Origin of the sequence: Bacillus sp. FSL K6-2944 (assembly GCF_038005385.1) — a bacterium.
In the GTDB taxonomy this organism is placed as follows: domain Bacteria; phylum Bacillota; class Bacilli; order Bacillales; family Bacillaceae_G; genus Bacillus_A; species Bacillus_A cereus.
Window position 1 is genome coordinate 99784 of the sequence record NZ_JBBOTE010000004.1, and the last position, 21631, is coordinate 121414.

Here is a 21631-nt window from a genome sequence, read left to right on the forward strand (position 1 = left end):
TGCCATTATTCCCTTCTCGAAGGACGGACTATGCCAATAGAACCGTTCTTTTTTGTTAATACCTTTTATTATTTAGAAATTTATTATACTATAAATTTGAGTAACTTTCATTTCATCTGTTACCTATGGACAAACTATTTCAATAGTCTGTTCTTTTTTATTTAACAGTTCGCAAAGGTACACCTTTATGAACTACTAGGTTTATTCTTTGCTTAAAAGAAACATGACCATAAAAAGAAAACGTACGTTAAGGAAGTTTTTTACATGAAAAAGATTATTCTTTTTATAGGAATTTTCTTTATCCTAACTAAAATTTTTTTTATCAATATCTATCTAGGAAAAAATTTGGAGGTATTTGTAAAAAGAAAAAGAATGTTTATAATTGCTAGATAAAAAAATTAAAAATGTAGGAGGATGTTAACATGGAAAAAACAATGATGGAAGGTACAACAAGTATGATGATGTCTATGGAAAAAATGATGTGTGAAATGAAGTGTATGAAGATGATGATGAACAACATGATGCAAATGAATGTAAACATGGATAAAGCTATGGTTAGCAAAATGCACGAATGCGATGAAATGATGACTTCTACCATGTCTATGATGAAAGCTACAAAAGAGAAATGCTGTTAAATTAGATGGAGTATGGTACACGGTCTTCTATATGATTTGTAGTTGTTATATAGGAAGTTTTTTAGAAGACGGTCCTTTTTCGACCGTCTTTTCACCATACATGACCAACAGGCGGAAGATGAGCACAATATAAACGTTTCTATATTCGGTAGTTTGTACATGGAGGATATGTTAATATTAATCTAATAGGTTTTAATTTTCTGAACTTTACCTATTTTGTGACTAGAGAGGTGGAAAAGATGGATAAACAAAACATTTTGTCGGAACTAAAGAAAGGTATGGAAGCGGTCATTTGTGAAATAGAATTACAGGAACAATCAATTGTGAAAACTGAGGAGGTTCTACAGAGCTATCTACATGTGATGAAAGATATCCTTCGTTTACCAGATGTAACCATCGTACAAACACCCCATAGAGAGAAGGAACTCACAGAACCAGAGACGAATCCCCTTCATACAAATTCTCTTGCTAAAACAGAACCTTTTGAAAAGAGGGAATCGTATGTATTTCAGCGTAAATTAAAGGGAGGCGAATTACAAGGAATAGGATGTTTTGTCCCCGAACGCATTGTCAGAGCGTTAGAATTAGAACATGGGGATTGCGTGTATGTAACAGAAAATGCATCTGTGTCGGATGGACGATATAAGCATAGATTTGAAGTGGCCGAAAGGCGACATATGCCACCAAATGAAGAACGTGGTTGTTGTTCCTATGCCATTGTAGAATATGATGAAGAACGACAACAATTTTTTGTGGAGAAAGACATGCAACAGAATCGTATATATGTCAATGGAGCTCCTCAACGATTTTGGATTCCGCCCAAAGATGCTGCTTCTGTCGTCCAGGGAGATATTATTGATCTTGCCTATTACAAGAGTTCTCCAGACATTGTCAGGGTTGCTTGGACGTATCCGTCTAGTTTTGTAAATGATTTTAGTAAACCAGCCCGTATGAAGAGAAAGCAAGAAAAAAATCAAAAAGAGTATGTACAAACGTTGGAAGGAAAGACAATTTTGATGGTAGGATTTGAACCAGGTCGAGCAGCCATTGAAGAAGAAATTACCGTTAGAGGTGGAAATTTTCAGTGGGCGCATGGGAAAAGGGAACGAGAAGTTACATTACGCAAAATGATACGGAATGCAGATATTGTCATGCTCATGTTAGAACATATGGGGCATGGTGGTGCAACCTCCGGCTCTAAAGGTGTGGTACGGATAGCAAAAGAATTAGGCGTTCCCTTTGGTACGACACATACATTAGGAAGAAGTTCTTTTGTCCATAACGTTCACCGTATACTAGGCATAGATAGTGTAAACATGCAATCCGTAAGCTAGGTGAAGAGCGAAAAGAAAGAACGGTTCTATTTCATAGTCCGTCCTTTTAGAAGGGAATAATGACAGTTATTCTTCTGTATTATACTTTAAAAACGGAAAATTCAATCTATTATACATTGAGAAAATATTCATAGTCCGAAATTAAGTTGGAACAAATACAAATAACGTTAAATACATTCGAACAACGATTCTGTTGCAAAGTTTTTGGAGCTGAGCTAGACTGTAGAAAAAATGAGATGAGGAGCATACCATATGGGATATTTTAAAGGAAAACAATTCGAGAGAAACATTATCTTGGTAGCCGTCGCATGCCCATCAACTTAAGGCTTTTTACTACCCCAAAGTACAAAAAAACGTTATTCTTTCTTAATAATCTATGAGAAAGGGTGACGTTTTTTATGAATCTCTTGCTTCAAGAGGAGTTACAACCATTTGCAGAAGAATTACAGCGCTATATCACACCTGATTTTTTGGAAGAACTAGCAAGAGAGATGAAATTTGTAAAAAGAAAACGCAAATTTTCAGGGGCAGATTTAGCTACCATTTGTATTTGGATTAGCCAAAGGGTGGCCAGTGATTCTTTAGTCCGATTATGTAGTAGGCTTCATGCAGTTACAGGTACTGTACTTAGCCCGGAGGGCTTAAATAAACGATTTAATGAAAAATCAGTGTTATTTTTAAAACATATCTTTTCTTTGTTATTACAACAAAAAATCTGTGAACAGACTCACATTTCTAATCAACTTCTTGCTCATTTTCAACGCATTCGCATCATGGATGCCACCATGTTTCAGGTACCTAATACGTTGGAGCATATATACCCTGGTTCAGGTGGATGTGCGCAAACAGCTGGAATCAAAATTCAATTAGAATATGATTTACATAGTGGACAATTTCTTAATTTTCAAGTGGGGCCTGGAAAAAATAATGATAAAACATTCGGCACAGAATGTTTAGATACGTTACGACCAGGCGATTTATGTATTCGTGATTTAGGGTATTTTTCATTAGAGGATTTAGATCAAATGGATCAACGGGGAACATATTTTATTTCACGCTTAAAGTTAAATTCAAATGTATATATCAAAAATCCTAATCCTACATTTTTTCATAATGGTGCACTCAAAAAACAGACAGAATATGTAAAAATCAACTTGCAAATGATGATGGAGCGCTTGTTACCTGGTGAAACTTATGAAGTAGGTAATGTTTATGTAGGAGATCAAAAAGTTTTGTTTGCCCGACTCGTTCTGTATCGTCTAACAGAAAAACAATTACGAGAACGACGAAAAAAACAAATGGAAAGTGAAAAGAAAAAAGGAAAACCATATTCGAAAAAAAGTAAAATATTATCTGGGTTGAATGTATATGTAACTAACACTCCGTGGGAGTGGGTTTCGATGAAGCAAGTCCATGAACTATACTCTTTACGTTGGCAGATAGAAATAGTTTTTAAAACGTGGAAATCATTGTTTCATATAGATCATTGTTTCATATAGATCATTGTCGCACTGTTAAACAAGAACGAATAGAGTGCCATTTATACGGGAAACTGATTGCTATTTTCTTATGTTCTTCTACCATGTTTAAAATGCGCCAACTTTTGTTACAGAAGAAGCAAAAAGAATTAAGTGAATATAAAGCGATTGGAATGATTCAAGATCATCTATTTCTCCTCTATCAAGCCATACAAAACACCCAAGAGATAACAAAGTTTCTGGTTCACTGTTCCACCTTCTAGAGAAAAACGGGCGGAAATCTCACAGATATGAGAAGAAAACTGTCTTTGATATCATGGGTGTCCATTATGAGTATAGTATAGCTAGAGCACAAAAGAAAGCTGCATAATTTAAAAAACAAAACTCGTTAGAGTTTATTTCGCATGCGGATTTTTAAGAACAATCAATCTGTTGAACAGTTTATAACCCTTTTGAAGGGAATTTCAGTTTATTTGTTCTCTTAAGTTGATGGGCATGGGTAGCCGTCGGCTATTATTGTCGTTTTTCTTTAAGCTATCGTGATGTTTCTGAAATCTTGAAAGAACGTGGCATATCCGTTCATCCTACGACCATCATGCGTTGGGTTCATGAATATGGCAATTTGATTTATCAAATCTGGAAAAAGAAAAACAAAGCGACACACCCTGTTTGGCATTTAGATGCGACTTACATCAAAGTTAAAGGGGAGTGGCGCTATCTTTATCGTGCAATTGATGGAGATGGACATACTTTGGATATTCAACTTCGTAGAACTCGTGATCATCAAGCGGCTTATATGTTTATGAAGCGACTCGTCAAAGATTTTGGAGAACCATCGGTTCTTACGACAGACAAGGCCCCGGCTTTGCTTTGTGCATTCAAAAAATTGAAGAAAGACGATTATTATACACATACCAAACACTGTACCATCAAATATCGTAATAATCTTATTGAACAAGATCATCGACAGGTAAAACGACGCTTTGCCTATAAATGCTAGTTTAAATATGTACAGCCACACTTAAATAAACATGTACATTTTCAACAAGATTATACATACTAGCTCCGAGGTGGTTAGTATGTATATCAAACTAGATATTTCAACAGAATTTGAGATTAAAAGTCTTACAGACTTATCGAATTTAAAAAGGTAACTACTCAGCCACCTTTCGGTGGCTTTTTTTAATTTTACTAGTTTCATATGCCTCCTATTTGTAAATACTGAGTATATCAAACAGGGGAGGTGAATCTTATGGTCGATCGAAAAATTATTTTAGATACATATAAAAAAGGACCTGAAGCTGTTATTTCTTTATTTGAAGAAACATTTTCTAAGTTAGAAAAACGTATACAAGAACTAGAAAATGCTTCAAAAAAAAACTCCAAAAATAGTCATAAGCCACCTTCTACAGATGGTTTGGGTAAGCCCGTTACAAAAAGTTTGCGCAAACCGTCTCATCGTCAAACGGGTGGCCAGTTGGGCCACAAGGGACATACTCTTGGTTTGACAGCGACTCCAGATCATACGATTACACATTCTCCTACATATTGTACTTGTTGTCATACTTCCTTGAACCACGAGCCTGTAAAAGGGTATCGCATTCGCCAAGTGTATGACTTACCACCTATTCAGATCGAAGTGACAGAACATAAAGTAGAACAGAAAGAATGCCCACATTGCCATTCTATCCAAGAAGCCCAATTTCCTTCGACAGTATCTCGTCCTGTTCAATATGGTCCAAATATAAAAAGACTGATTCCCTATTTAACGCATTATCAATGCATTTCTTTGAAGCGAACAAAAGAATTCTTTCAGGATTGTTTTGGACATTCTATAAGCGAAGGAACCCTGGTAAATCATACACAGGCTTTCGCTTCTCAATTGCAGCCATTCATAAAAGAAGTAAAGGAAAAGATTCTGCAGTCTCCTGTTGTCCATTTTGATGAAACTGGTATGCGTGTAGAAAACAAAACACAATGGTTACATACTGCCAGTACACCGGAGGTGACATTGCAACATATTCATCAAAAACGTGGAAAAGAAGCAATGGATGCTGGAGAAATCTTGCCATCTTTTTCTGGAATTGCGATGCATGATGGTTGGAAATCGTATGATGCGTATACAGATTGCCGACATGTATTATGTAATGCTCATCTCTTACGAGATTTGCAAGGAATTATAGATAGTACGGGGCAAAAATGGGCGCAACAGATGCAGAAATTTCTCACGCAAGCTTTAACGCTGAAAAAACAATACAAAGGAAATCTGCCAAAAGTAAAGCAACAGCACCTGTTTACTGTTTATCAAGCTATATTGAAAGAACAACCAGTCTTTTCTACAGAATTAAAAAAGAAAAGAAAGCAGACGCCTGCTCAAAATTTATGGAATCGCTTCGTCAAATATACTGACAGAATTCTAGCATTCTTAGAACATCCAGCCATTCCATTTGATAATAATCAAGCGGAACGGGATATTCGAATGACGAAAGTCAAACAGAAAGTGTCTGGGACTTTCCGAAGTAAGAAAGGCGCAGAATCTTTTTGTCAGATACGAAGCTTTATGAGTACCATGAAAAAACAAAAACAATCTGTCTTACAAGCGATAAACCAAGTTATAGAAACCGGAACGGTTCCTTGGAATCGCACAACTTCATAAGAGAAATTCTCTGTTTGATTTAGATTCTTTCTCTTATTGGAGTCTTTTCTTTTCATGTTTTCGAATGAAAACATGTATTTGGTATGCCCTTTTTCCTAATTAAGCTGAGTAGTTACCATGAATGTTTGGAAGGAAAGATGTAATAAATGAAAGTCTGTTTTGTAAATCTTTCATATGAGTAATAGAAGGGCTTTTGGGAACTTCTTTAAAATAATTGTAACTACTCAGCTTCTTCAAATAAAAAAACAGGCCAAATACATGTTTCCGATTCGAAAACATGAAAAGAAAATACTCCAATAAGAGAAAGAATCTAAATCAAACAGAGAATTTCTCTTATGAAGTTGTGCGATTCCAAGGAACCGTTCCGGTTTCTATGACTTGGTTTATCGCTTGTAAGACCGATTGTTTTTGTTTTTTCATGGTACTCATAAAGCTTCGTATCTGACAAAAAGATTCTGCGCCTTTCTTACTTCGGAAAGTCCCAGACACTTTCTGTTTTACTTTCGTCATCCGAATATCCCGTTCTGCTTGATTGTTATCAAATGGAATGGCTGGATGTTCTAAAAACGCTAGAATTCTGTCAGAATACTTGACGAAGCGATTCCATAAATTTTGAGAAGGCGTCTGCTTTCCTTTCTTCTTTTGTTTCGTGGAAAGAATCTGTTGTTCTTTCAATATGGATTGATACATAATAAACAGATTCTTTTGCGTCGCTTTTGGCATGGTACCTTCGGATTGCTTTTTCATCGTCAACGCTTGCGTTAGAAATTTCTGCATCTGTTGTGCCCATTGTTCTCCAGTACTATCTATAATTCCTTGTAAATCTCGTAAGAGATGGGCATTACATAAAACGTGACGACAATCTGTATACGCATCATACGATTTCCAACCATCATGCATCGCAATTCCAGAAAAAGATGGCAAGATTTCTCCAGCATCCATTGCTTCTTTTCCACGTTTTTGATGAATATGTTGCAATGTCACCTCCGGTGTACTGGCAGTATGTAACCATTGTGTTTTGTTTTCTACACGCATACCAGTTTCATCAAAATGGACAACAGGAGACTGCAGAATCTTTTCCTTTACTTCTTTTATGAATGGCTGCAATTGAGAAGCGAAAGCCTGTGTATGATTTACCAGGGTTCCTTCGCTTATAGAATGTCCAAAACAATCCTGAAAGAATTCTTTTGTTCGCTTCAAAGAAATGCATTGATAATGCGTTAAATAGGGAATCAGTCTTTTTATATTTGGACCATATTGAACAGGACGAGATACTGTCGAAGGAAATTGGGCTTCTTGGATAGAATGGCAATGTGGGCATTCTTTCTGTTCTACTTTATGTTCTGTCACTTCGATCTGAATAGGTGGTAAGTCATACACTTGGCGAATGCGATACCCTTTTACAGGCTCGTGGTTCAAGGAAGTATGACAACAAGTACAATATGTAGGAGAATGTGTAATCGTATGATCTGGAGTCGCTGTCAAACCAAGAGTATGTCCCTTGTGGCCCAACTGGCCACCCGTTTGACGATGAGACGGTTTGCGCAAACTTTTTGTAACGGGCTTACCCAAACCATCTGTAGAAGGTGGCTTATGACTATTTTTGGAGTTTTTTTTTGAAGCATTTTCTAGTTCTTGTATACGTTTTTCTAACTTAGAAAATGTTTCTTCAAATAAAGAAATAACAGCTTCAGGTCCTTTTTTATATGTATCTAAAATAATTTTTCGATCGACCATAAGATTCACCTCCCCTGTTTGATATACTCAGTATTTACAAATGGGAGGCATATGAAACTAGTAAAATTTAAAAAAGACACCGAAAGGTGGCTGAGTAGTTACAAATAATTAAAACCAGAATGTTGAGTTTCTTTTGACGTATGAAGTAATTGATCGAGTTTATCTTTATCTATATGAGACAAACGAGCGAGAATTGTATTACAAAGAAGATTATTAACCAGCGTTCTCACTCGACGTGCAAGCCGATCTAGTGTACTGAATGCTGGTAATTCATAACGTTCCTTAATTAATTCTTCAATAGAAACATTAATAAGGTCAGCGGGGTTATCCATCACTTGAGATGCTTTATATATGGCATTAGTAGCAATATGTAAAGCACCCTTCCCAAAGGGCAATACTTGCAAATGCTCACGAATTGCTTTCTGGTGTCGATATATGGACTTTGTTCGGAAGTTTGGTTCGGTTTCATTTGATATACGCAAACTCGAACGGATATGATGAATTATCACAGATGGAATATCTTTTGGACGTGGAAAATAACCTAGTCGTTGGAAAGACTTTAGCATAACTAAAAGGCTAAAGACCGGAATAGTTCCACGTGCTACTCTATGGGCAAATTGGTTCTCCTCATATGTGACGGTATAAATCTCGTTCAGTTCTTTTCGAGTTAAGTTTTGTTTAAACCTTGGATAGGCTGTACGTTCAATTGAGGTCAATGTAATTCCTCCTACTATACTAAAATCAAAACTATATGTATTTTACTGTTGCATTTTACGGTACAAAGTCATTCTCGAGATACCAGCTTTCTCGGCGGCATCTGTACGACTCATACCTTGATTAATAAGATATAAAGCGTAATCTACCTTTTCCACATCAGTTTTTGGTCTTCCAGGATGTTTCCCTCTTTTCCTTGCAGCCTCAATCCCTTCTTTTGTCCGTTCAGATGTTAAATCTCGTTCAAATTGAGCAATACCAGCGAAAATAGTAAATAACATTTTCCCATGTGCTGTTGTTGTATCAAGCCATGATTCCTTTAGACTTTTCAAGTGCGCTCCTTTTTGAGAAATTTGTTCCGTAATTTCAATGAGATCTTTTGTAGAACGTGATAATCGAGTTAAATCCGTTACAACGACTGTATCTTCTGGACGAAGAAATTCCAGCATACTATTTAATTCCGGCCGGTTTCGTTTTGTACCGGTTATTTTTTCAAAGAAAATACGATCGCATCCAAATTCTTCAAGCTGTTTCTTTTGGCGATCTAAATTTTGATCTAATGTAGAAACACGCATATAACCAAACTTCATATTTCTCATCTCCTTCACCAACTATTGTACCAAAAACGATTAGATGAGGATATTGTTACAAATAATATTGTTACATATTTTTGTTACACTCAGTATGCAAGTTAATTAGACTAAAAGTTTAGTAATAATAACCGTAACAAAAATGGTCGTTTTTGTGACAACGGGAATTTTCATTATCGGGTTTTCTTTAGAAAAAATAAAAAAGAATCCACTATATTTGTAGATTCTTTTGAACTACCAATCAAGAGTTTAATTGGAATATTTTTGCATATGGCCCCATATTTCGCTTTTGGTTGTCATACCCCTTGTGCTTTAAATTTACTTGTACGTTGAACAAACTGTGTTTCTTTCGCTAAATGTGTTAAAAAGTTTGATGAAAATACATGTTGTAATTCCTTTGCAAGTAAACGAAATTCTTTAAAATTTGATAATTTCTTCATAAATTCTCCTCCATTTTTCTTTACATTTTATACAATAGAGATAAAAAGAAAAGAGGAAAACAACTATGTACCCATTAGGTTCGAAAGAACATCCAATCATTGTAAAGGTTTCGTCTAAAGAAAAGGCACATAAAGTAGCTACCATTTGTGATGCACATAATTTCTACTATATCGTGGGATTGGAATTCAATGAAGATATATCAGATTTAAAAAGAGCCCTCAAAGATTATAAACGGCCAGAAAACATTTATGAGAATTGCTCCTGTAATAGCGGAAAAAAGTATAAATTTTGTTGTATGAACAAAGAAATAGAACTAGATATATAAAAAGGAGATACCCCATTTTTTCGGTTTTGGGGTATCTCAGTTTCCTTAGCTTGATGGCGATGTTGCCGTGCGCCTTTAACGATTCAGAGTGGTGAGTTTGTTTCGATTATGGGACCTTCTGGTTCCGGTAAGTTAACGCTTATGAATATTATTGGTTATTTAGATCGTCCAACAGAAGGCGAATATATGCTGAATGATGTGAATATCTTAATAGCAGACGAGTCAAAGCTCGCTTTAATTCGTAATGAAATATATCGGCTTTGTATTCCAGCATTTTAATTGACTGCCGCGTCTCTCTGCGGTGGAAAATGTTGAGCTTCTGCTCGTATACGGTGGCGTGAAGAACGCAGAACGTCGTAAGCGTGCCTTAGAAGTTGTCTATAATCTTTTTAATAAAATCGCTACACCTGCTAATAAGTTTCTGCTTTTTTCCTGTAGGAACTCAGCGAGTTCTTCCAAAGACATATTGGCAAGATCCTCTAAACTAAATTTTTCAAGGAAGAGTTCCATCGTAGCGGTACCAAATACAGAAGAATCCACTTCTTGTGAAAATGTATTATATTTAACACTTAGGTGTTGAAGAAAGTGTTGTTTTTCTTTCGCTAACATTTTGACGAGTTGGTAGCGTGATTTTGTTAATTGCTGCAGTGCCACGTACTGGCTTTCTTTTACGATAGACATTTGATTACGGTCAAATCGTAAGTAATCAGCAATGACAAAGGCATCAATCTCATCGGTTTTATTCATGTCAGAATAGCTTTTCTTAAAATTTGCGATTTGCTTTGGGTTTAGGAGAAATACTTTTGCTCCAAAACGCTGTAAATCTATATCATGGTGAAGAAACATAGAAGGATGAAAGCTGTAAACAGAGGTGGATTCTAAACCAATCTTAAGGATGTCGACCTCTTTACCTGCAACACACTGTAATAATTTTTCTTTGAGTATAGTAGCTCCTGGTAGGTCATTACTGACCGAAAAAGAATCCAGTTTTTCTCCGTCACCATTTAAAAAGCAAGCTTTCATATCAAACGAACTTACATCTAAACCAACAAATAATCTCATGTAAGAGACCTCCCTTCTATATTAGAATCATTTCTTGGACGTCTCGAGATATCCTCTAGTGTGTACGCCGCTCAATAACCTCGTGTATGAGAGCTAGTCCTGAATCGAAAGACGCCCTAGAGCTACTATCATCTAGGTTCGAGGGTCAGGCTGCTCAGCCTGCGAGTAGGGAGGCCCGCACGTTTACTGAGAAACACTCCTCAAATGTGGTAAATCCACAGGAGGTAAAAGAATTGTCCCAAATGATCCTAAAATTATTATCTAGAAATATCTTGAGACGTCCAAGTATTTTTAGTAACTACTCAGCTTCTTCAAATAAAAAAACAGGCCAAATACATGTTTCCGATTCGAAAACATGAAAAGAAAATACTCCAATCAGAGAAAGAATCTATGCCAAATAGAGAAATTCTCTTATGAAGTCGTGTTATTCCAAGGAACCGTTCTAGTTTCTATGACTTGGTTTATCGCTTGTAAGACCGATTGTTTTTGTTTTTTCATGGTACTCATAAAGCTTCGTATCTGACAAAAAGATTCTGCGCCTTTCTTACTTCGGAAAGTCCCAGACACTTTCTGTTTTACTTTCGTCATCCGAATATCCCGTTCTGCTTGATTGTTATCAAATGGAATGGCTGGATGTTCTAAAAACGCTAGAATTCTGTCAGAATACTTGACGAAGCGATTCCATAAATTTTGAGAAGGCGTCTGCTTTCCTTTCTTCTTTTGTTTCGTGGAAAGAATCTGTTGTTCTTTCAATATGGATTGATACATAATAAACAGATTCTTTTGCGTCGCTTTTGGCATGGTACCTTCGGATTGCTTTTTCATCGTCAACGCTTGCGTTAGAAATTTCTGCATCTGTTGTGCCCATTGTTCTCCAGTACTATCTATAATTCCTTGTAAATCTCGTAAGAGATGGGCATTACATAAAACGTGACGACAATCTGTATACGCATCATACGATTTCCAACCATCATGCATCGCAATTCCAGAAAAAGATGGCAAGATTTCTCCAGCATCCATTGCTTCTTTTCCACGTTTTTGATGAATATGTTGCAATGTCACCTCCGGTGTACTGGCAGTATGTAACCATTGTGTTTTGTTTTCTACACGCATACCAGTTTCATCAAAATGGACAACAGGAGACTGCAGAATCTTTTCCTTTACTTCTTTTATGAATGGCTGCAATTGAGAAGCGAAAGCCTGTGTATGATTTACCAGGGTTCCTTCGCTTATAGAATGTCCAAAACAATCCTGAAAGAATTCTTTTGTTCGCTTCAAAGAAATGCATTGATAATGCGTTAAATAGGGAATCAGTCTTTTTATATTTGGACCATATTGAACAGGACGAGATACTGTCGAAGGAAATTGGGCTTCTTGGATAGAATGGCAATGTGGGCATTCTTTCTGTTCTACTTTATGTTCTGTCACTTCGATCTGAATAGGTGGTAAGTCATACACTTGGCGAATGCGATACCCTTTTACAGGCTCGTGGTTCAAGGAAGTATGACAACAAGTACAATATGTAGGAGAATGTGTAATCGTATGATCTGGAGTCGCTGTCAAACCAAGAGTATGTCCCTTGTGGCCCAACTGGCCACCCGTTTGACGATGAGACGGTTTGCGCAAACTTTTTGTAACGGGCTTACCCAAACCATCTGTAGAAGGTGGCTTATGACTATTTTTGGAGTTTTTTTTTGAAGCATTTTCTAGTTCTTGTATACGTTTTTCTAACTTAGAAAATGTTTCTTCAAATAAAGAAATAACAGCTTCAGGTCCTTTTTTATATGTATCTAAAATAATTTTTCGATCGACCATAAGATTCACCTCCCCTGTTTGATATACTCAGTATTTACAAATGGGAGGCATATGAAACTAGTAAAATTTAAAAAAGACACCGAAAGGTGGCTGAGTAGTTACTATTTTTATTTATAGGGCTTAAATATTAATATACAGGAGGTATGACCTTATGACCAATGAACATTACGTTTCACCCATGCTCGTACTAACCATACCCATTACACCGGCGCAAGAGGCAGAGTTGCTTACACTGTTTCAAAATTTACAAACGGCCGTCATCATCAACTATTTTGCGAATCCGACGCTTTTGCCGAACCAAGCATACGTAATGAAAAAGTAGTGTATTTCATTTTACAAAAGGAGGAAATTTTCATGAATAACGAAAACAATATATTTGATAACCTTCCAATTTCGCCGGAGATGGTACCTACTATTCCTATTACACCGGAACAAGAAGCACAACTGCTTGCTTTGATCGAACAAATGCAAGTCGCAGTGAACACATATCTGAACAACCCTACTCCAGCAAATAATGCTGCTTTGCGCACGGTTCTGCTAAATTTATATAATTTTTTACTGAATCAATTCCCTACACAGCAAGGACGAGATGCTACACGGTATAGTATGTTTCTTCTCCTTTCAGTTAACAACCGCTTAGTTTCGGCGACTCCTTCACAATCTTCTGAAGTAGCCGTTATGCTGCAATCTTTGTATACAACTTTATCTATTACGATATCTGAATTTATCATGACAAATGTCGTACGAAATCAAATTTTAAATATTTTATCTGCTCTCGTTCTGACAACTGCTGATAATGTTGGCGGCGGTGCGGGGCCTACTGGACCGACTGGAGTTACTGGGTCTACTGGAGTTACTGGGTCTACTGGAGATACTGGACCGACTGGAGTTACTGGGTCTACTGGAGTTACTGGGTCTACTGGAGATACTGGACCGACTGGAGTTACTGGGTCTATTGGAGTTACTGGGTCTACTGGAGATACTGGACCGACTGGAGTTACTGGGTCTACTGGAGTTACTGGACCGACTGGTCCACCAGTAAGTCTGAATATCGGTACAATTTATGTAACAAATGTCGGTTCAAATAATGTATCGGTAATAAATGGGAGCACAAACACTGTAGTAGCAACTATATCTGTAGGAACATCGCCAGTAGAAGTAGGAATAAATTCATTAACAAATTTGATTTATGTAACAAATGTCGGTTCAAATAATGTATCGGTGATAAACGGGAGCACAAACACTGTAGTAGCAACTATACCTGTAGGATCATCCCCGATAGGAGCGGGAGTAAATTTATCAACAAATTTGATGTATGTAACAAATTCTAGTTTAGCAAATGTATCAATGATAGATGGAAATACAAATTCTGTATTAATGACTATACCTGTAGGATCATTCCCACAAGAAGTCGGAGTAAATTCATCAACAAATTTAATCTATATTGCAAATTCTATTTCAGATAATGTATCAGTGATAGACGGAAATACAAATTCTGTAGTAGCAACTATACCTGTAGGATCATCTCCACAAGGAGTGGGAGTAAATTTATCAACAAATCTAATTTATGTTGTAAATGTCATTTCAGATAATGTATCAGTGATAGATGGAAATACAAATTCTGTAGTAGCAACTATACCTGTAGGATCATCTCCACGAGAAGGTGGAGTAAATTCATTAACAAATTTAATTTATGTAACAAATTTTAACTCAAATGACGTATCAGTAATAAACGGAAATACAAATTCTGTAGTAGCAACTATACCTGTAGGAACAACTCCACAAGGAGTGGGAGTAAATTTGTTAACAAATTTACTTTATGTTGTAAATCTTGGTTCAAATAATGTATCAGTAATAAACGGAAATACAAATTCTGTATTAATGACTATACCTGTAGAAACATCTCCAAGAGGAGTCGGAGTTAGAATATAAGACCTAGAACGATTCTGTTGCAAAGTTTTTGGAGCTGAGCTAGACTGTAGAAAAAATGAGATGAGGAGCATACCATATGGGATATTTTAAAGGAAAACAATTCGAGAGAAACATTATCTTGGTAGCCGTCGGCTATTATTGTCGTTTTTCTTTAAGCTATCGTGATGTTTCTGAAATCTTGAAAGAACGTGGCATATCCGTTCATCCTACGACCATCATGCGTTGAGTTCATGAATATGGCAATTTGATTTATCAAATCTGGAAAAAGAAAAACAAAGCGACACACCCTGTTTGGCATTTAGATGAGGGTTCTGTTGCAAAGTTTAAAAACGATCAAAAATTATGAATAGCCTATACCTCATCTTGTATATTTCATACGATTTATTCTTCCTATTTGTATTTTAATTCTATATTTTTAGGGTAGTGTAAAACTTTGCAACAGAAACGGCATTTGATATACAAATAATGAATTTAATTTTCTGACAATATGAGTTATACTATTTAATAAGCTTTGTGATAATCTGTCATTTGTCTCCTTCTTAAGGTTGAGTGAACTCACTCAATCTTTTTTTATTTTTTCTCGTATTTGCCCTTGATTTTCAATAGGGATTTCTTTCCTATTGCAGCGTATTACCTTAGAATTGGGACGGGAATTACTTATATTGTTTGTCGTCCCGAATTTAAAAGGTGACTTTCTCAATACGAAAAGAGGTAGATACCCATAACTAACGCCGTGGGTATTTACCTCTTTTTCAACATGTTAGAAAAGATATACTACATAAATACTTTTAACAATTGTGTCACTAATGGAGCAACTCCCCCAATAAATGTTAAGACTGCGATTGCAATTGACATACCCTATTGCTCCCCTTATTAAAAATCTTACCTTCTGTATTCATCTCATTATACATGAGTAGAGAAAGAACAAAATATGCAATTTCGCATATCAAAAGATCTTTGATATGTCACCAGAATTATTTTCTTCCGACATCCGAGCTAACTTGCACCGTTTTTTATGTATACGACGAAATAACTCATCTACTTCTCCTTGTGTCATGTCCTTTGATACCTCTAAAGTTCGATGAAATGTTTTCTTCCACAAAACTTGTAACAATTTGATTTGTCGCCCCGAAACAAGACGGCCTTTTTTCTTTGTCTCTCGCTGTTGTTTTAGCATTTCCAATTCTAATATTCTTTTCTTCATACATAAAAAGTCTTGTGGTATATCTTCTTGCAGGCCTACCTCTCGTAGTAAACGATAAAAATGATTTCTATGTTTTAACGTAGAACTTCTTTGGCGCATGGCATGTTCAATTTTTTGCAATACCTGCTTACACGAGATACGGTCCATTTCAAAACCCATCTTCTCCCACTTAAAAAATACAGGGGAACCTTGAAAATATACCATCAATATCTCCACAAATGAATCTGTCACAATCGATGTATCTTCTGTCACACATGCATATTTCGTGTCTTCTAAATAATAGCGCAATACTTTACATAAATCAGAACGAAAACTCCCCTGAAACGAAGGGGTTAGCTCTGCATATACCATCTTACATACAACCCTTTCTATTCTGTCAACATAGCTAAGCACTTAAAAATTATAGTAACACTGCTTTTTGGGGACATTGGCTGCAGTTTTCACCTGTTAGGATAAACGATTCGTTATCCACCCAAAGGATTCAAATGTATTCGTATAGATTTCTATCCCCTTAAATGATATACACTAAAAATATATGCTCTACCTGGATATATTCAAGTAGAGCATAACATATACTTTAGATTACATGAACTTTGATACCATCATGGTGCCAAAAGTAATAAACGCCGCTTGTATCAAAAAGATGACAACAACTGGAATAGAGGATTTTACTTTACTTAATCCGGCCACTGTTCGTAATCCCATCCAAATTAAACCTAAATACCATAAATAAAATACCTCAAATGCGCTAGCCATTCCATGGAGTAGTGTACCTTGTTGGAATAATGGGGATAAGTTCGTATATCCTGTTATATTTCCACCAAACATACGTGTTAAAATTGCATTGAATAGATCACCAATAATGGGGTACAGCCGAGATACGTGTAAAAATAGGTCATAGGCTTACTTTTATTTCCAACTATGACCTATTGAGCTTATATAGGGATCGTTTCTTCTATTGGTTGAGGAACTTTCTTTAAATCAATTACATAATCCCCAAAACGTTTTATATGTCTAGTCATATAAGGACTTAGTGTTTCTAAATCTTGGCGTGCAAAGCGATAACCTTCTTTTTTTAGTTGCCATAAAATCATAGTGATATCCACTACATTTTGAAAAATTACGGAATTGGTGATTAAATCGTTGTATTTAATACGTTTTTCCTGTTCAATTGGATCGTTTTCCGTAATAATACCATCGCCACCAAAGAACAACCACTTTGAAAAACCATTATAAGCTTCTACTTTATTCGTACTAGCTGTAATTTGTTCACGTAATTTCATATCTGAAATATATTGAAGAAGAAAGATTGTTCGAATCACTCTTCCAAGCTCTCGAAATGCTTGATATAATCGATTTTTCTTACTGTTACTACTTAATTTTCTAAGAAGCGTTGAAGGTAAAATTTTTCCCTTTTTAATTGAAACAACCACTTGGAATAAGTCTTTCCAATGTGTTTCAATCACTCCCCAATCAATTACATCTTTAAATAAAGGGTCTATATGTTTGTAGTTTGTATGCTTATCTGGACGGAAAAATTTTAAATCTTTCCAATTGCGAATTCTAGGCATAAGATGAATTCCTAATAGATAGGATAAGGCAAATACAGGTGTCGATTGTCCTTGTGTATCCGCATGAAGAGTATCGGGTTGAATATCAGATTTATTTTTTAATAGCCCATCAATAATATATACCGCTTCCCAAACACCACAGGGGATAAAATGACTAAAAAGGGCGATATAATTATCCGCAACATGATGATAGGCAAGTCCTCCATATCCGCCATAACGGATGTGGTATTCTGATACTAAATTTTCTATATACATATCATGTTTCGTTCCATCAGCTGAAGCTACTTTTCCCGTTCCCCATAGTTTTGGTAGACTAAATGTATTATATTGATTTAAAACATCCTGAAGTGCCGTATTTAATTTCGGAATATGAATATGTCTACGATTCACAAAAGAAAGCATGTGAGCCGTCATCGTATTACGCATATGTTTGGCTGTTTGCGTTGGTCCTAAATTACATCCATATCCGAATGTAGTAACAATATAACGTTCCGTAGGATTTTCTAATTTAGGATCAGATCCGGATAAAGGACCAAAATGTCTTGTCCAATGAGTCCAATGTTCTACATTACAAAGTATATCTAATACGGTTCGCTCTGGTAAACGTTGTATAATTTCTTTTTCTAATAATTTACTACTTGTAGATACATTTCTTCGTGCTAATCGTTTTAAAATAGGTTCACCATCTTCTGTTATAATCACTTGTCCGTTATTTGGATAATTTAAATCTACCGTATTGGCAACAGAAGTTAATTTGTGTTTTAGTTGTTTAACAAAATTAATAGGAGATGAAGGGAAATTAAGTTCTTCACAATACTCCTTAACTATCGGTTCGCATTCTTCCCAAGGTAATAACTGTTTCCTATAATCAGCGAATTTTTCAGAACCTTGTACACTTACGTCACCTGTCTTTAATTCGGAAGCCAAATAGGAAAATATACAAAGTTCCAGACGTTTACGATACAATAAATTAGAGTCTTTTCCAACTCGAAGAGTTTGTCTCCATTGCTCGTTTGCGAATGATAAATCAAGATTAGTAGGAAGCTGTTCTACTCTCCGATTTTCATTTAGCAACAAAAATTGTAAGGCTTTTATAAGAGAATCATCCTGAGTCGTTGAATCCAATTCTAATAATGAAATCAATCGAAATAGAGTCTTTCTGTGACTGTTATAGAACTTTTCTAATAAAGGAAGATAATTATTCCTGTTATACGCAGAAATGGCTAAGCAATCTTGTTGCAAAGAATCGATACCGCCTTTTTCTTCAAATAACTCCGTTATTTTACTTCCTATCATGTTCGTATCATCATACGTATGAGTTGTATGTAAAACTTCACTCAATATAGAAATAAGGTTTTCACTTATAGAACGTTGCTGTTCTCGTAAAAGAGCTAATTCTTCTTTTCCTCTTTTATGTATCCTAGCAATCCTTTTTAAAAACATATCTATTAAATTATCTCTTGTTACAATTTGTGAACGATAAATAACAGACAATAACAACATATACCTTTTAGCCATATGAAAGTCTTTTATTTCTGATGCATCTAAAGCTAGTGCTTCTGATGCAAAGTGTTTAATTTTAGAATTTGGAATCTCTTTTAATAGTTCCTCGATGTTCGACATAAATGATGTAATAAAATCTAATTTATTTTGTAGCTCTTTCATATGAGAAATTGAGGGGCTTTTAGGAAGTTCTTTAAAATAATTAAAACCAGAATGCTTGGTTTCTTGCGAAGTATAAAGTAATTCTTCAAGTTTATGTTTTTCTTGTTTTGACAACCGAGTCATAACTGTGTGACACAATTGGTTGTTAACCAGTGTTCGTACACGACGAGAAAGTCTATCTAAAGTACTGAATGCTGGCAATTCATAGCGTTCTTTAATTAATTCTTCAATTGCAACATTAATTAAATCCGGAGGATGATCCATCACATGAGAAGCATGATAGATAGCCTTTGTAGCTACATGCAAAGCATCTTTTCCAAATGCATATACCTGTAAATATTGACGAATTTCTTTTTGATGTCGATACATCACTTTTGGATTGAATTTAAGTTCTATTCCATCAGATATATTAAGACATGTTCGAATATGTTGAAGTACCATCGATGGAATATCCTTAGGACGTGGAAAGTAGCCTAATCGTTGAAAAGACTTTAACATGACTAAACAAATAAAAACTGAACTCTCTCCACGTGCTACACGATGTGCAAATATATTTTCTTCATGTGTAATCGTATAAATTGCTGCAAGTTCTTTCTTAGTTAAGTTTTGTTTAAATCTGGGATATGCTGTACGTTCAACTGAAGTCAATCTCATTCCTCCTAGTTAGAGTTACACCAAAAGTGGTTGCCTACTCTTTCATCTTACGACAAAGAGTCCGTTTTTGTCTATTATGGGTAGACCCTAATCATCCATTGGTTAGTTATTGAAAACACTCGGTTCTAACTGTATGATTAGGGTGTATGATAATTAGTTAGAAAATGAGGTGGATCTTTAAAAATGAAAATTGCTTATGCTAGAGTTTCAACTTTAGATCAAAATTTAAATAGACAAATACAAACATTAAAAGAATTTGGAGCGGAAAAAATATTCACGGAACAAAAATCTGGTGCATCTGTTCATAATAGAGAAGCATTTCAAGAGGCGTTAAAATTTGTTCGAAGTGGAGATACATTTATGGTGGAAGCAATCGACAGACTTGGGCGTAATTATGATGAAATTATTCATACTGTTAATTACCTAAAAAGAAAAGAAGTGAAGTTAATTATTACCAGCCTACCTATTATGGCAGAAGTAATTGGAAATTCTTTATTAGATAAATTTATTAAAGATTTAATCGTTCAAATCTTAGCTATGATTGCGGAACAGGAACGAACAGAAACGAAAAGGAGACAAGCACAAGGAATTTCAATAGCAAAACAGAAAGGAGTTTATAAAGGAAGACCGACTCTTTATTCTCCAAAAGCAAAGGACCCTCAAAAAAGGTTAGTATACAATCGAGTAGTTGAAATGTTAAATGATGGCGAAGCCATTTCTCATATTGCAAAAGAAAACGGTATAACTAGGCAAACTGTATATAGAATAAAGAACGCCACATCTAATTCAGACAGTTATATGGAGGTATAAATGAAAAGTTCGGATTCTCAATTAAAAAGGTTCTGGTGCAACAATAGTGGAATGTGAAAAAAGAATAGAAGATTCCTAACGGAATGGAACTTTATGCTGTTAAACCAAAGAGTTCATTGATAAGATATATCTGCTTTTGGACAGACTTCTCCCCTTGGAGAGTTTGTCCTTTTTTGATCATATGCATAGCTTCTATTCCAGTAATCATTTTTATAGCTGTAGGGAATGATTTCAATCCTAGCATATTCCGAATCCGTTTTTTGATAAACCGATGATCTTGCTCAATGATATTGTTTAAGTATTTTTTTACACGAAGTGGTATACCGTGTGGTATACACTTTTCTTCCTTTAGTTCACGTACTGCAACAGGATAGGCTTTATCGCCATCAGCAGTTATCGAACGAGGTTTTGTGGCATGAACAGAAGCCAAGGCTTTCTTTAGAAAACGTTTGGCAGCCTTCGCATCTCTTTTACGACTTAAATAAAAATCAATCGTGTTTCCTTCAGAATCAATCGCGCGATATAAGTACATTTTCTCTCCTTTGATTTTGATGTATGTTTCATCCACACGCCAAGAATCATTGGTTGGTTTCAAATGTTTTCGAATACGCTCATTTAATTCTGGTCCATATTGATGCACCCATCGCATAATTGTTGTATGTACTAAGAATAATCCTCTTTCCTCCATCATTTCCACTAAATCACGAAGACTTAAGTTGTACCGCAGGTACCAACGTACGGTTAATACAATGATATCAGGCTGATACTGTTTCCATTTGAATATATTTTCTTTTTCCATACTGATCACACACCTTTTTTTAGTAATAGCACCAGTATTGCCAAGTTTGAAAGAGCATTTTCAAATCATTTCGCTTTTTTGCACCAGAACCAAAAAAAGCGAATGAAAAAGAAAAAGAAAAGGAAATAGATCCTGGGAATGTAGAACAGTCGAAGTCTACAAAGAAATCGGGTAGAAAAAAAGAAACAATGGAAATGGAACGATGAAAA

At 35.6% G+C, this 21631-nt stretch carries 15 protein-coding genes and 6 pseudogenes; 11 read left to right on the forward strand and 10 right to left on the reverse strand.

The window, feature by feature from the left end:
• Positions 1-422 precede the first annotated feature (422 nt).
• The 5 genes and pseudogenes from MHH55_RS30865 (at position 423) to tnpC (MHH55_RS30885) (ending at position 6103) form a co-directional block, all read left to right on the forward strand.
• Complete coding sequence (locus MHH55_RS30865; protein ID WP_065486595.1) at positions 423-635, forward strand: hypothetical protein; 213 nt, start codon at positions 423-425, stop codon at positions 633-635.
• 239 nt (positions 636-874) lie between these two features.
• Positions 875-1969: a hypothetical protein gene (locus MHH55_RS30870; RefSeq protein WP_078188107.1), complete on the forward strand. Its 1095-nt coding sequence runs from the start codon at positions 875-877 to the stop codon at positions 1967-1969.
• Positions 1970-2367: 398 nt separating this feature from the next.
• A pseudogene (locus tag MHH55_RS30875) lies at positions 2368-3817 on the forward strand (IS4 family transposase).
• A 129-nt stretch (positions 3818-3946) separates the two neighbouring features.
• A pseudogene (locus MHH55_RS30880) lies at positions 3947-4429 on the forward strand (IS6 family transposase); the annotation flags it as partial.
• 270 nt (positions 4430-4699) lie between these two features.
• Positions 4700-6103, forward strand: a complete 1404-nt coding sequence (tnpC, locus tag MHH55_RS30885; protein WP_340882050.1) for an IS66 family transposase — start codon at positions 4700-4702, stop codon at positions 6101-6103.
• A 333-nt stretch (positions 6104-6436) separates the two neighbouring features.
• Here tnpC (MHH55_RS30885) and tnpC (MHH55_RS30890) read toward each other — a convergent pair whose 3' ends face one another.
• The 4 genes and pseudogenes from tnpC (MHH55_RS30890) to MHH55_RS30905 all read right to left on the reverse strand — a co-directional run bounded on the left by tnpC (MHH55_RS30890) (position 6437) and on the right by MHH55_RS30905 (position 9584).
• Entirely contained in the window at positions 6437-7840 is a 1404-nt protein-coding gene (gene tnpC / locus MHH55_RS30890; RefSeq protein WP_340882053.1) for an IS66 family transposase, read from the reverse strand.
• A 104-nt stretch (positions 7841-7944) separates the two neighbouring features.
• A pseudogene (locus MHH55_RS30895) lies at positions 7945-8556 on the reverse strand (DUF4158 domain-containing protein); the annotation flags it as partial.
• A 42-nt stretch (positions 8557-8598) separates the two neighbouring features.
• The gene (locus MHH55_RS30900) at positions 8599-9144 is read right to left on the reverse strand and encodes a recombinase family protein (RefSeq protein WP_078188089.1); all 546 of its coding nucleotides are present in this window, start codon (positions 9142-9144) and stop codon (positions 8599-8601) included.
• 296 nt (positions 9145-9440) lie between these two features.
• On the reverse strand, positions 9441-9584 hold the full coding sequence (locus MHH55_RS30905; protein WP_176116727.1) for a hypothetical protein: 144 nt from the start codon (positions 9582-9584) through the stop codon (positions 9441-9443).
• A 65-nt stretch (positions 9585-9649) separates the two neighbouring features.
• Between MHH55_RS30905 and MHH55_RS30910 the strand changes: the two genes are divergently transcribed.
• Both MHH55_RS30910 and MHH55_RS30915 read left to right on the forward strand, forming a co-directional pair.
• On the forward strand, positions 9650-9910 hold the full coding sequence (locus MHH55_RS30910) for a DNA-binding protein (RefSeq protein ID WP_078188090.1): 261 nt from the start codon (positions 9650-9652) through the stop codon (positions 9908-9910).
• 75 nt (positions 9911-9985) lie between these two features.
• Positions 9986-10289: pseudogene (locus MHH55_RS30915) on the forward strand (ATP-binding cassette domain-containing protein); the annotation flags it as partial.
• 38 nt (positions 10290-10327) lie between these two features.
• Here MHH55_RS30915 and MHH55_RS30920 read toward each other — a convergent pair.
• Positions 10328-10972: pseudogene (locus MHH55_RS30920) on the reverse strand (IS110 family transposase); the annotation flags it as partial.
• 411 nt (positions 10973-11383) lie between these two features.
• Positions 11384-12787 carry an IS66 family transposase gene (gene tnpC / locus MHH55_RS30925; protein WP_100910632.1) on the reverse strand — a complete coding sequence of 468 codons (1404 nt, stop codon included), beginning with the start codon at positions 12785-12787 and terminating at the stop codon, positions 11384-11386.
• Positions 12788-12938: 151 nt separating this feature from the next.
• Here tnpC (MHH55_RS30925) and MHH55_RS30930 point away from each other — a divergent pair, with 151 nt between their 5' ends.
• The 3 genes and pseudogenes from MHH55_RS30930 to MHH55_RS30940 form a co-directional block, all read left to right on the forward strand.
• Positions 12939-13109 carry a hypothetical protein gene (locus MHH55_RS30930; protein ID WP_176116729.1) on the forward strand — a complete coding sequence of 57 codons (171 nt, stop codon included), beginning with the start codon at positions 12939-12941 and terminating at the stop codon, positions 13107-13109.
• A gap of 32 nt (positions 13110-13141) precedes the next feature.
• Positions 13142-14719: a collagen-like repeat preface domain-containing protein gene (locus MHH55_RS30935; protein WP_139362574.1), complete on the forward strand. Its 1578-nt coding sequence runs from the start codon at positions 13142-13144 to the stop codon at positions 14717-14719.
• Positions 14720-14795: 76 nt separating this feature from the next.
• Positions 14796-15026, forward strand: a pseudogene (locus tag MHH55_RS30940) (IS6 family transposase); the annotation flags it as partial.
• A gap of 639 nt (positions 15027-15665) precedes the next feature.
• Here the strand turns inward: MHH55_RS30940 and MHH55_RS30945 are convergent.
• The 3 genes from MHH55_RS30945 to MHH55_RS30955 all read right to left on the reverse strand — a co-directional run bounded on the left by MHH55_RS30945 (position 15666) and on the right by MHH55_RS30955 (position 19807).
• On the reverse strand, positions 15666-16274 hold the full coding sequence (locus tag MHH55_RS30945) for a hypothetical protein (RefSeq protein WP_127064276.1): 609 nt from the start codon (positions 16272-16274) through the stop codon (positions 15666-15668).
• 231 nt (positions 16275-16505) lie between these two features.
• On the reverse strand, positions 16506-16751 hold the full coding sequence (locus MHH55_RS30950) for a hypothetical protein (protein WP_197234766.1): 246 nt from the start codon (positions 16749-16751) through the stop codon (positions 16506-16508).
• A 107-nt stretch (positions 16752-16858) separates the two neighbouring features.
• Positions 16859-19807 carry a Tn3 family transposase gene (locus MHH55_RS30955; protein WP_078188075.1) on the reverse strand — a complete coding sequence of 983 codons (2949 nt, stop codon included), beginning with the start codon at positions 19805-19807 and terminating at the stop codon, positions 16859-16861.
• Between the two features lie 189 nt (positions 19808-19996).
• Here MHH55_RS30955 and MHH55_RS30960 point away from each other — a divergent pair, with 189 nt between their 5' ends.
• Positions 19997-20623, forward strand: coding sequence for a recombinase family protein (locus tag MHH55_RS30960; RefSeq protein WP_078188074.1), 627 nt, complete (start codon positions 19997-19999; stop codon positions 20621-20623).
• A 91-nt stretch (positions 20624-20714) separates the two neighbouring features.
• On the opposite strand, the gene MHH55_RS30965 is transcribed toward MHH55_RS30960, so the two are convergent.
• Positions 20715-21422 (reverse strand): IS6 family transposase, encoded by a 708-nt coding sequence (locus MHH55_RS30965; RefSeq protein WP_100910607.1) that lies wholly within the window; start codon positions 21420-21422, stop codon positions 20715-20717.
• Positions 21423-21631 lie beyond the last annotated feature (209 nt).

What these genes read in the sequence shown, in the direction of transcription:
- MHH55_RS30910 (WP_078188090.1), top strand. Translation starts at nt 9,650, where the DNA reads ATGTACCCATTAGGTTCGAAAGAACATCCAATCATTGTAAAGGTTTCG.
- MHH55_RS30945 (WP_127064276.1), bottom strand. Translation starts at nt 16,274, where the DNA reads ATGGTATATGCAGAGCTAACCCCTTCGTTTCAGGGGAGTTTTCGTTCT.
- MHH55_RS30965 (WP_100910607.1), bottom strand. Translation starts at nt 21,422, where the DNA reads ATGGAAAAAGAAAATATATTCAAATGGAAACAGTATCAGCCTGATATC.
- tnpC (WP_340882050.1), top strand. Translation starts at nt 4,700, where the DNA reads ATGGTCGATCGAAAAATTATTTTAGATACATATAAAAAAGGACCTGAA.
- MHH55_RS30900 (WP_078188089.1), bottom strand. Translation starts at nt 9,144, where the DNA reads ATGAAGTTTGGTTATATGCGTGTTTCTACATTAGATCAAAATTTAGAT.
- MHH55_RS30935 (WP_139362574.1), top strand. Translation starts at nt 13,142, where the DNA reads ATGAATAACGAAAACAATATATTTGATAACCTTCCAATTTCGCCGGAG.
- MHH55_RS30905 (WP_176116727.1), bottom strand. Translation starts at nt 9,584, where the DNA reads ATGAAGAAATTATCAAATTTTAAAGAATTTCGTTTACTTGCAAAGGAA.
- MHH55_RS30950 (WP_197234766.1), bottom strand. Translation starts at nt 16,751, where the DNA reads ATGTTTGGTGGAAATATAACAGGATATACGAACTTATCCCCATTATTC.
- tnpC (WP_340882053.1), bottom strand. Translation starts at nt 7,840, where the DNA reads ATGGTCGATCGAAAAATTATTTTAGATACATATAAAAAAGGACCTGAA.
- MHH55_RS30865 (WP_065486595.1), top strand. Translation starts at nt 423, where the DNA reads ATGGAAAAAACAATGATGGAAGGTACAACAAGTATGATGATGTCTATG.
- MHH55_RS30930 (WP_176116729.1), top strand. Translation starts at nt 12,939, where the DNA reads ATGACCAATGAACATTACGTTTCACCCATGCTCGTACTAACCATACCC.
- MHH55_RS30870 (WP_078188107.1), top strand. Translation starts at nt 875, where the DNA reads ATGGATAAACAAAACATTTTGTCGGAACTAAAGAAAGGTATGGAAGCG.
- tnpC (WP_100910632.1), bottom strand. Translation starts at nt 12,787, where the DNA reads ATGGTCGATCGAAAAATTATTTTAGATACATATAAAAAAGGACCTGAA.
- MHH55_RS30960 (WP_078188074.1), top strand. Translation starts at nt 19,997, where the DNA reads ATGAAAATTGCTTATGCTAGAGTTTCAACTTTAGATCAAAATTTAAAT.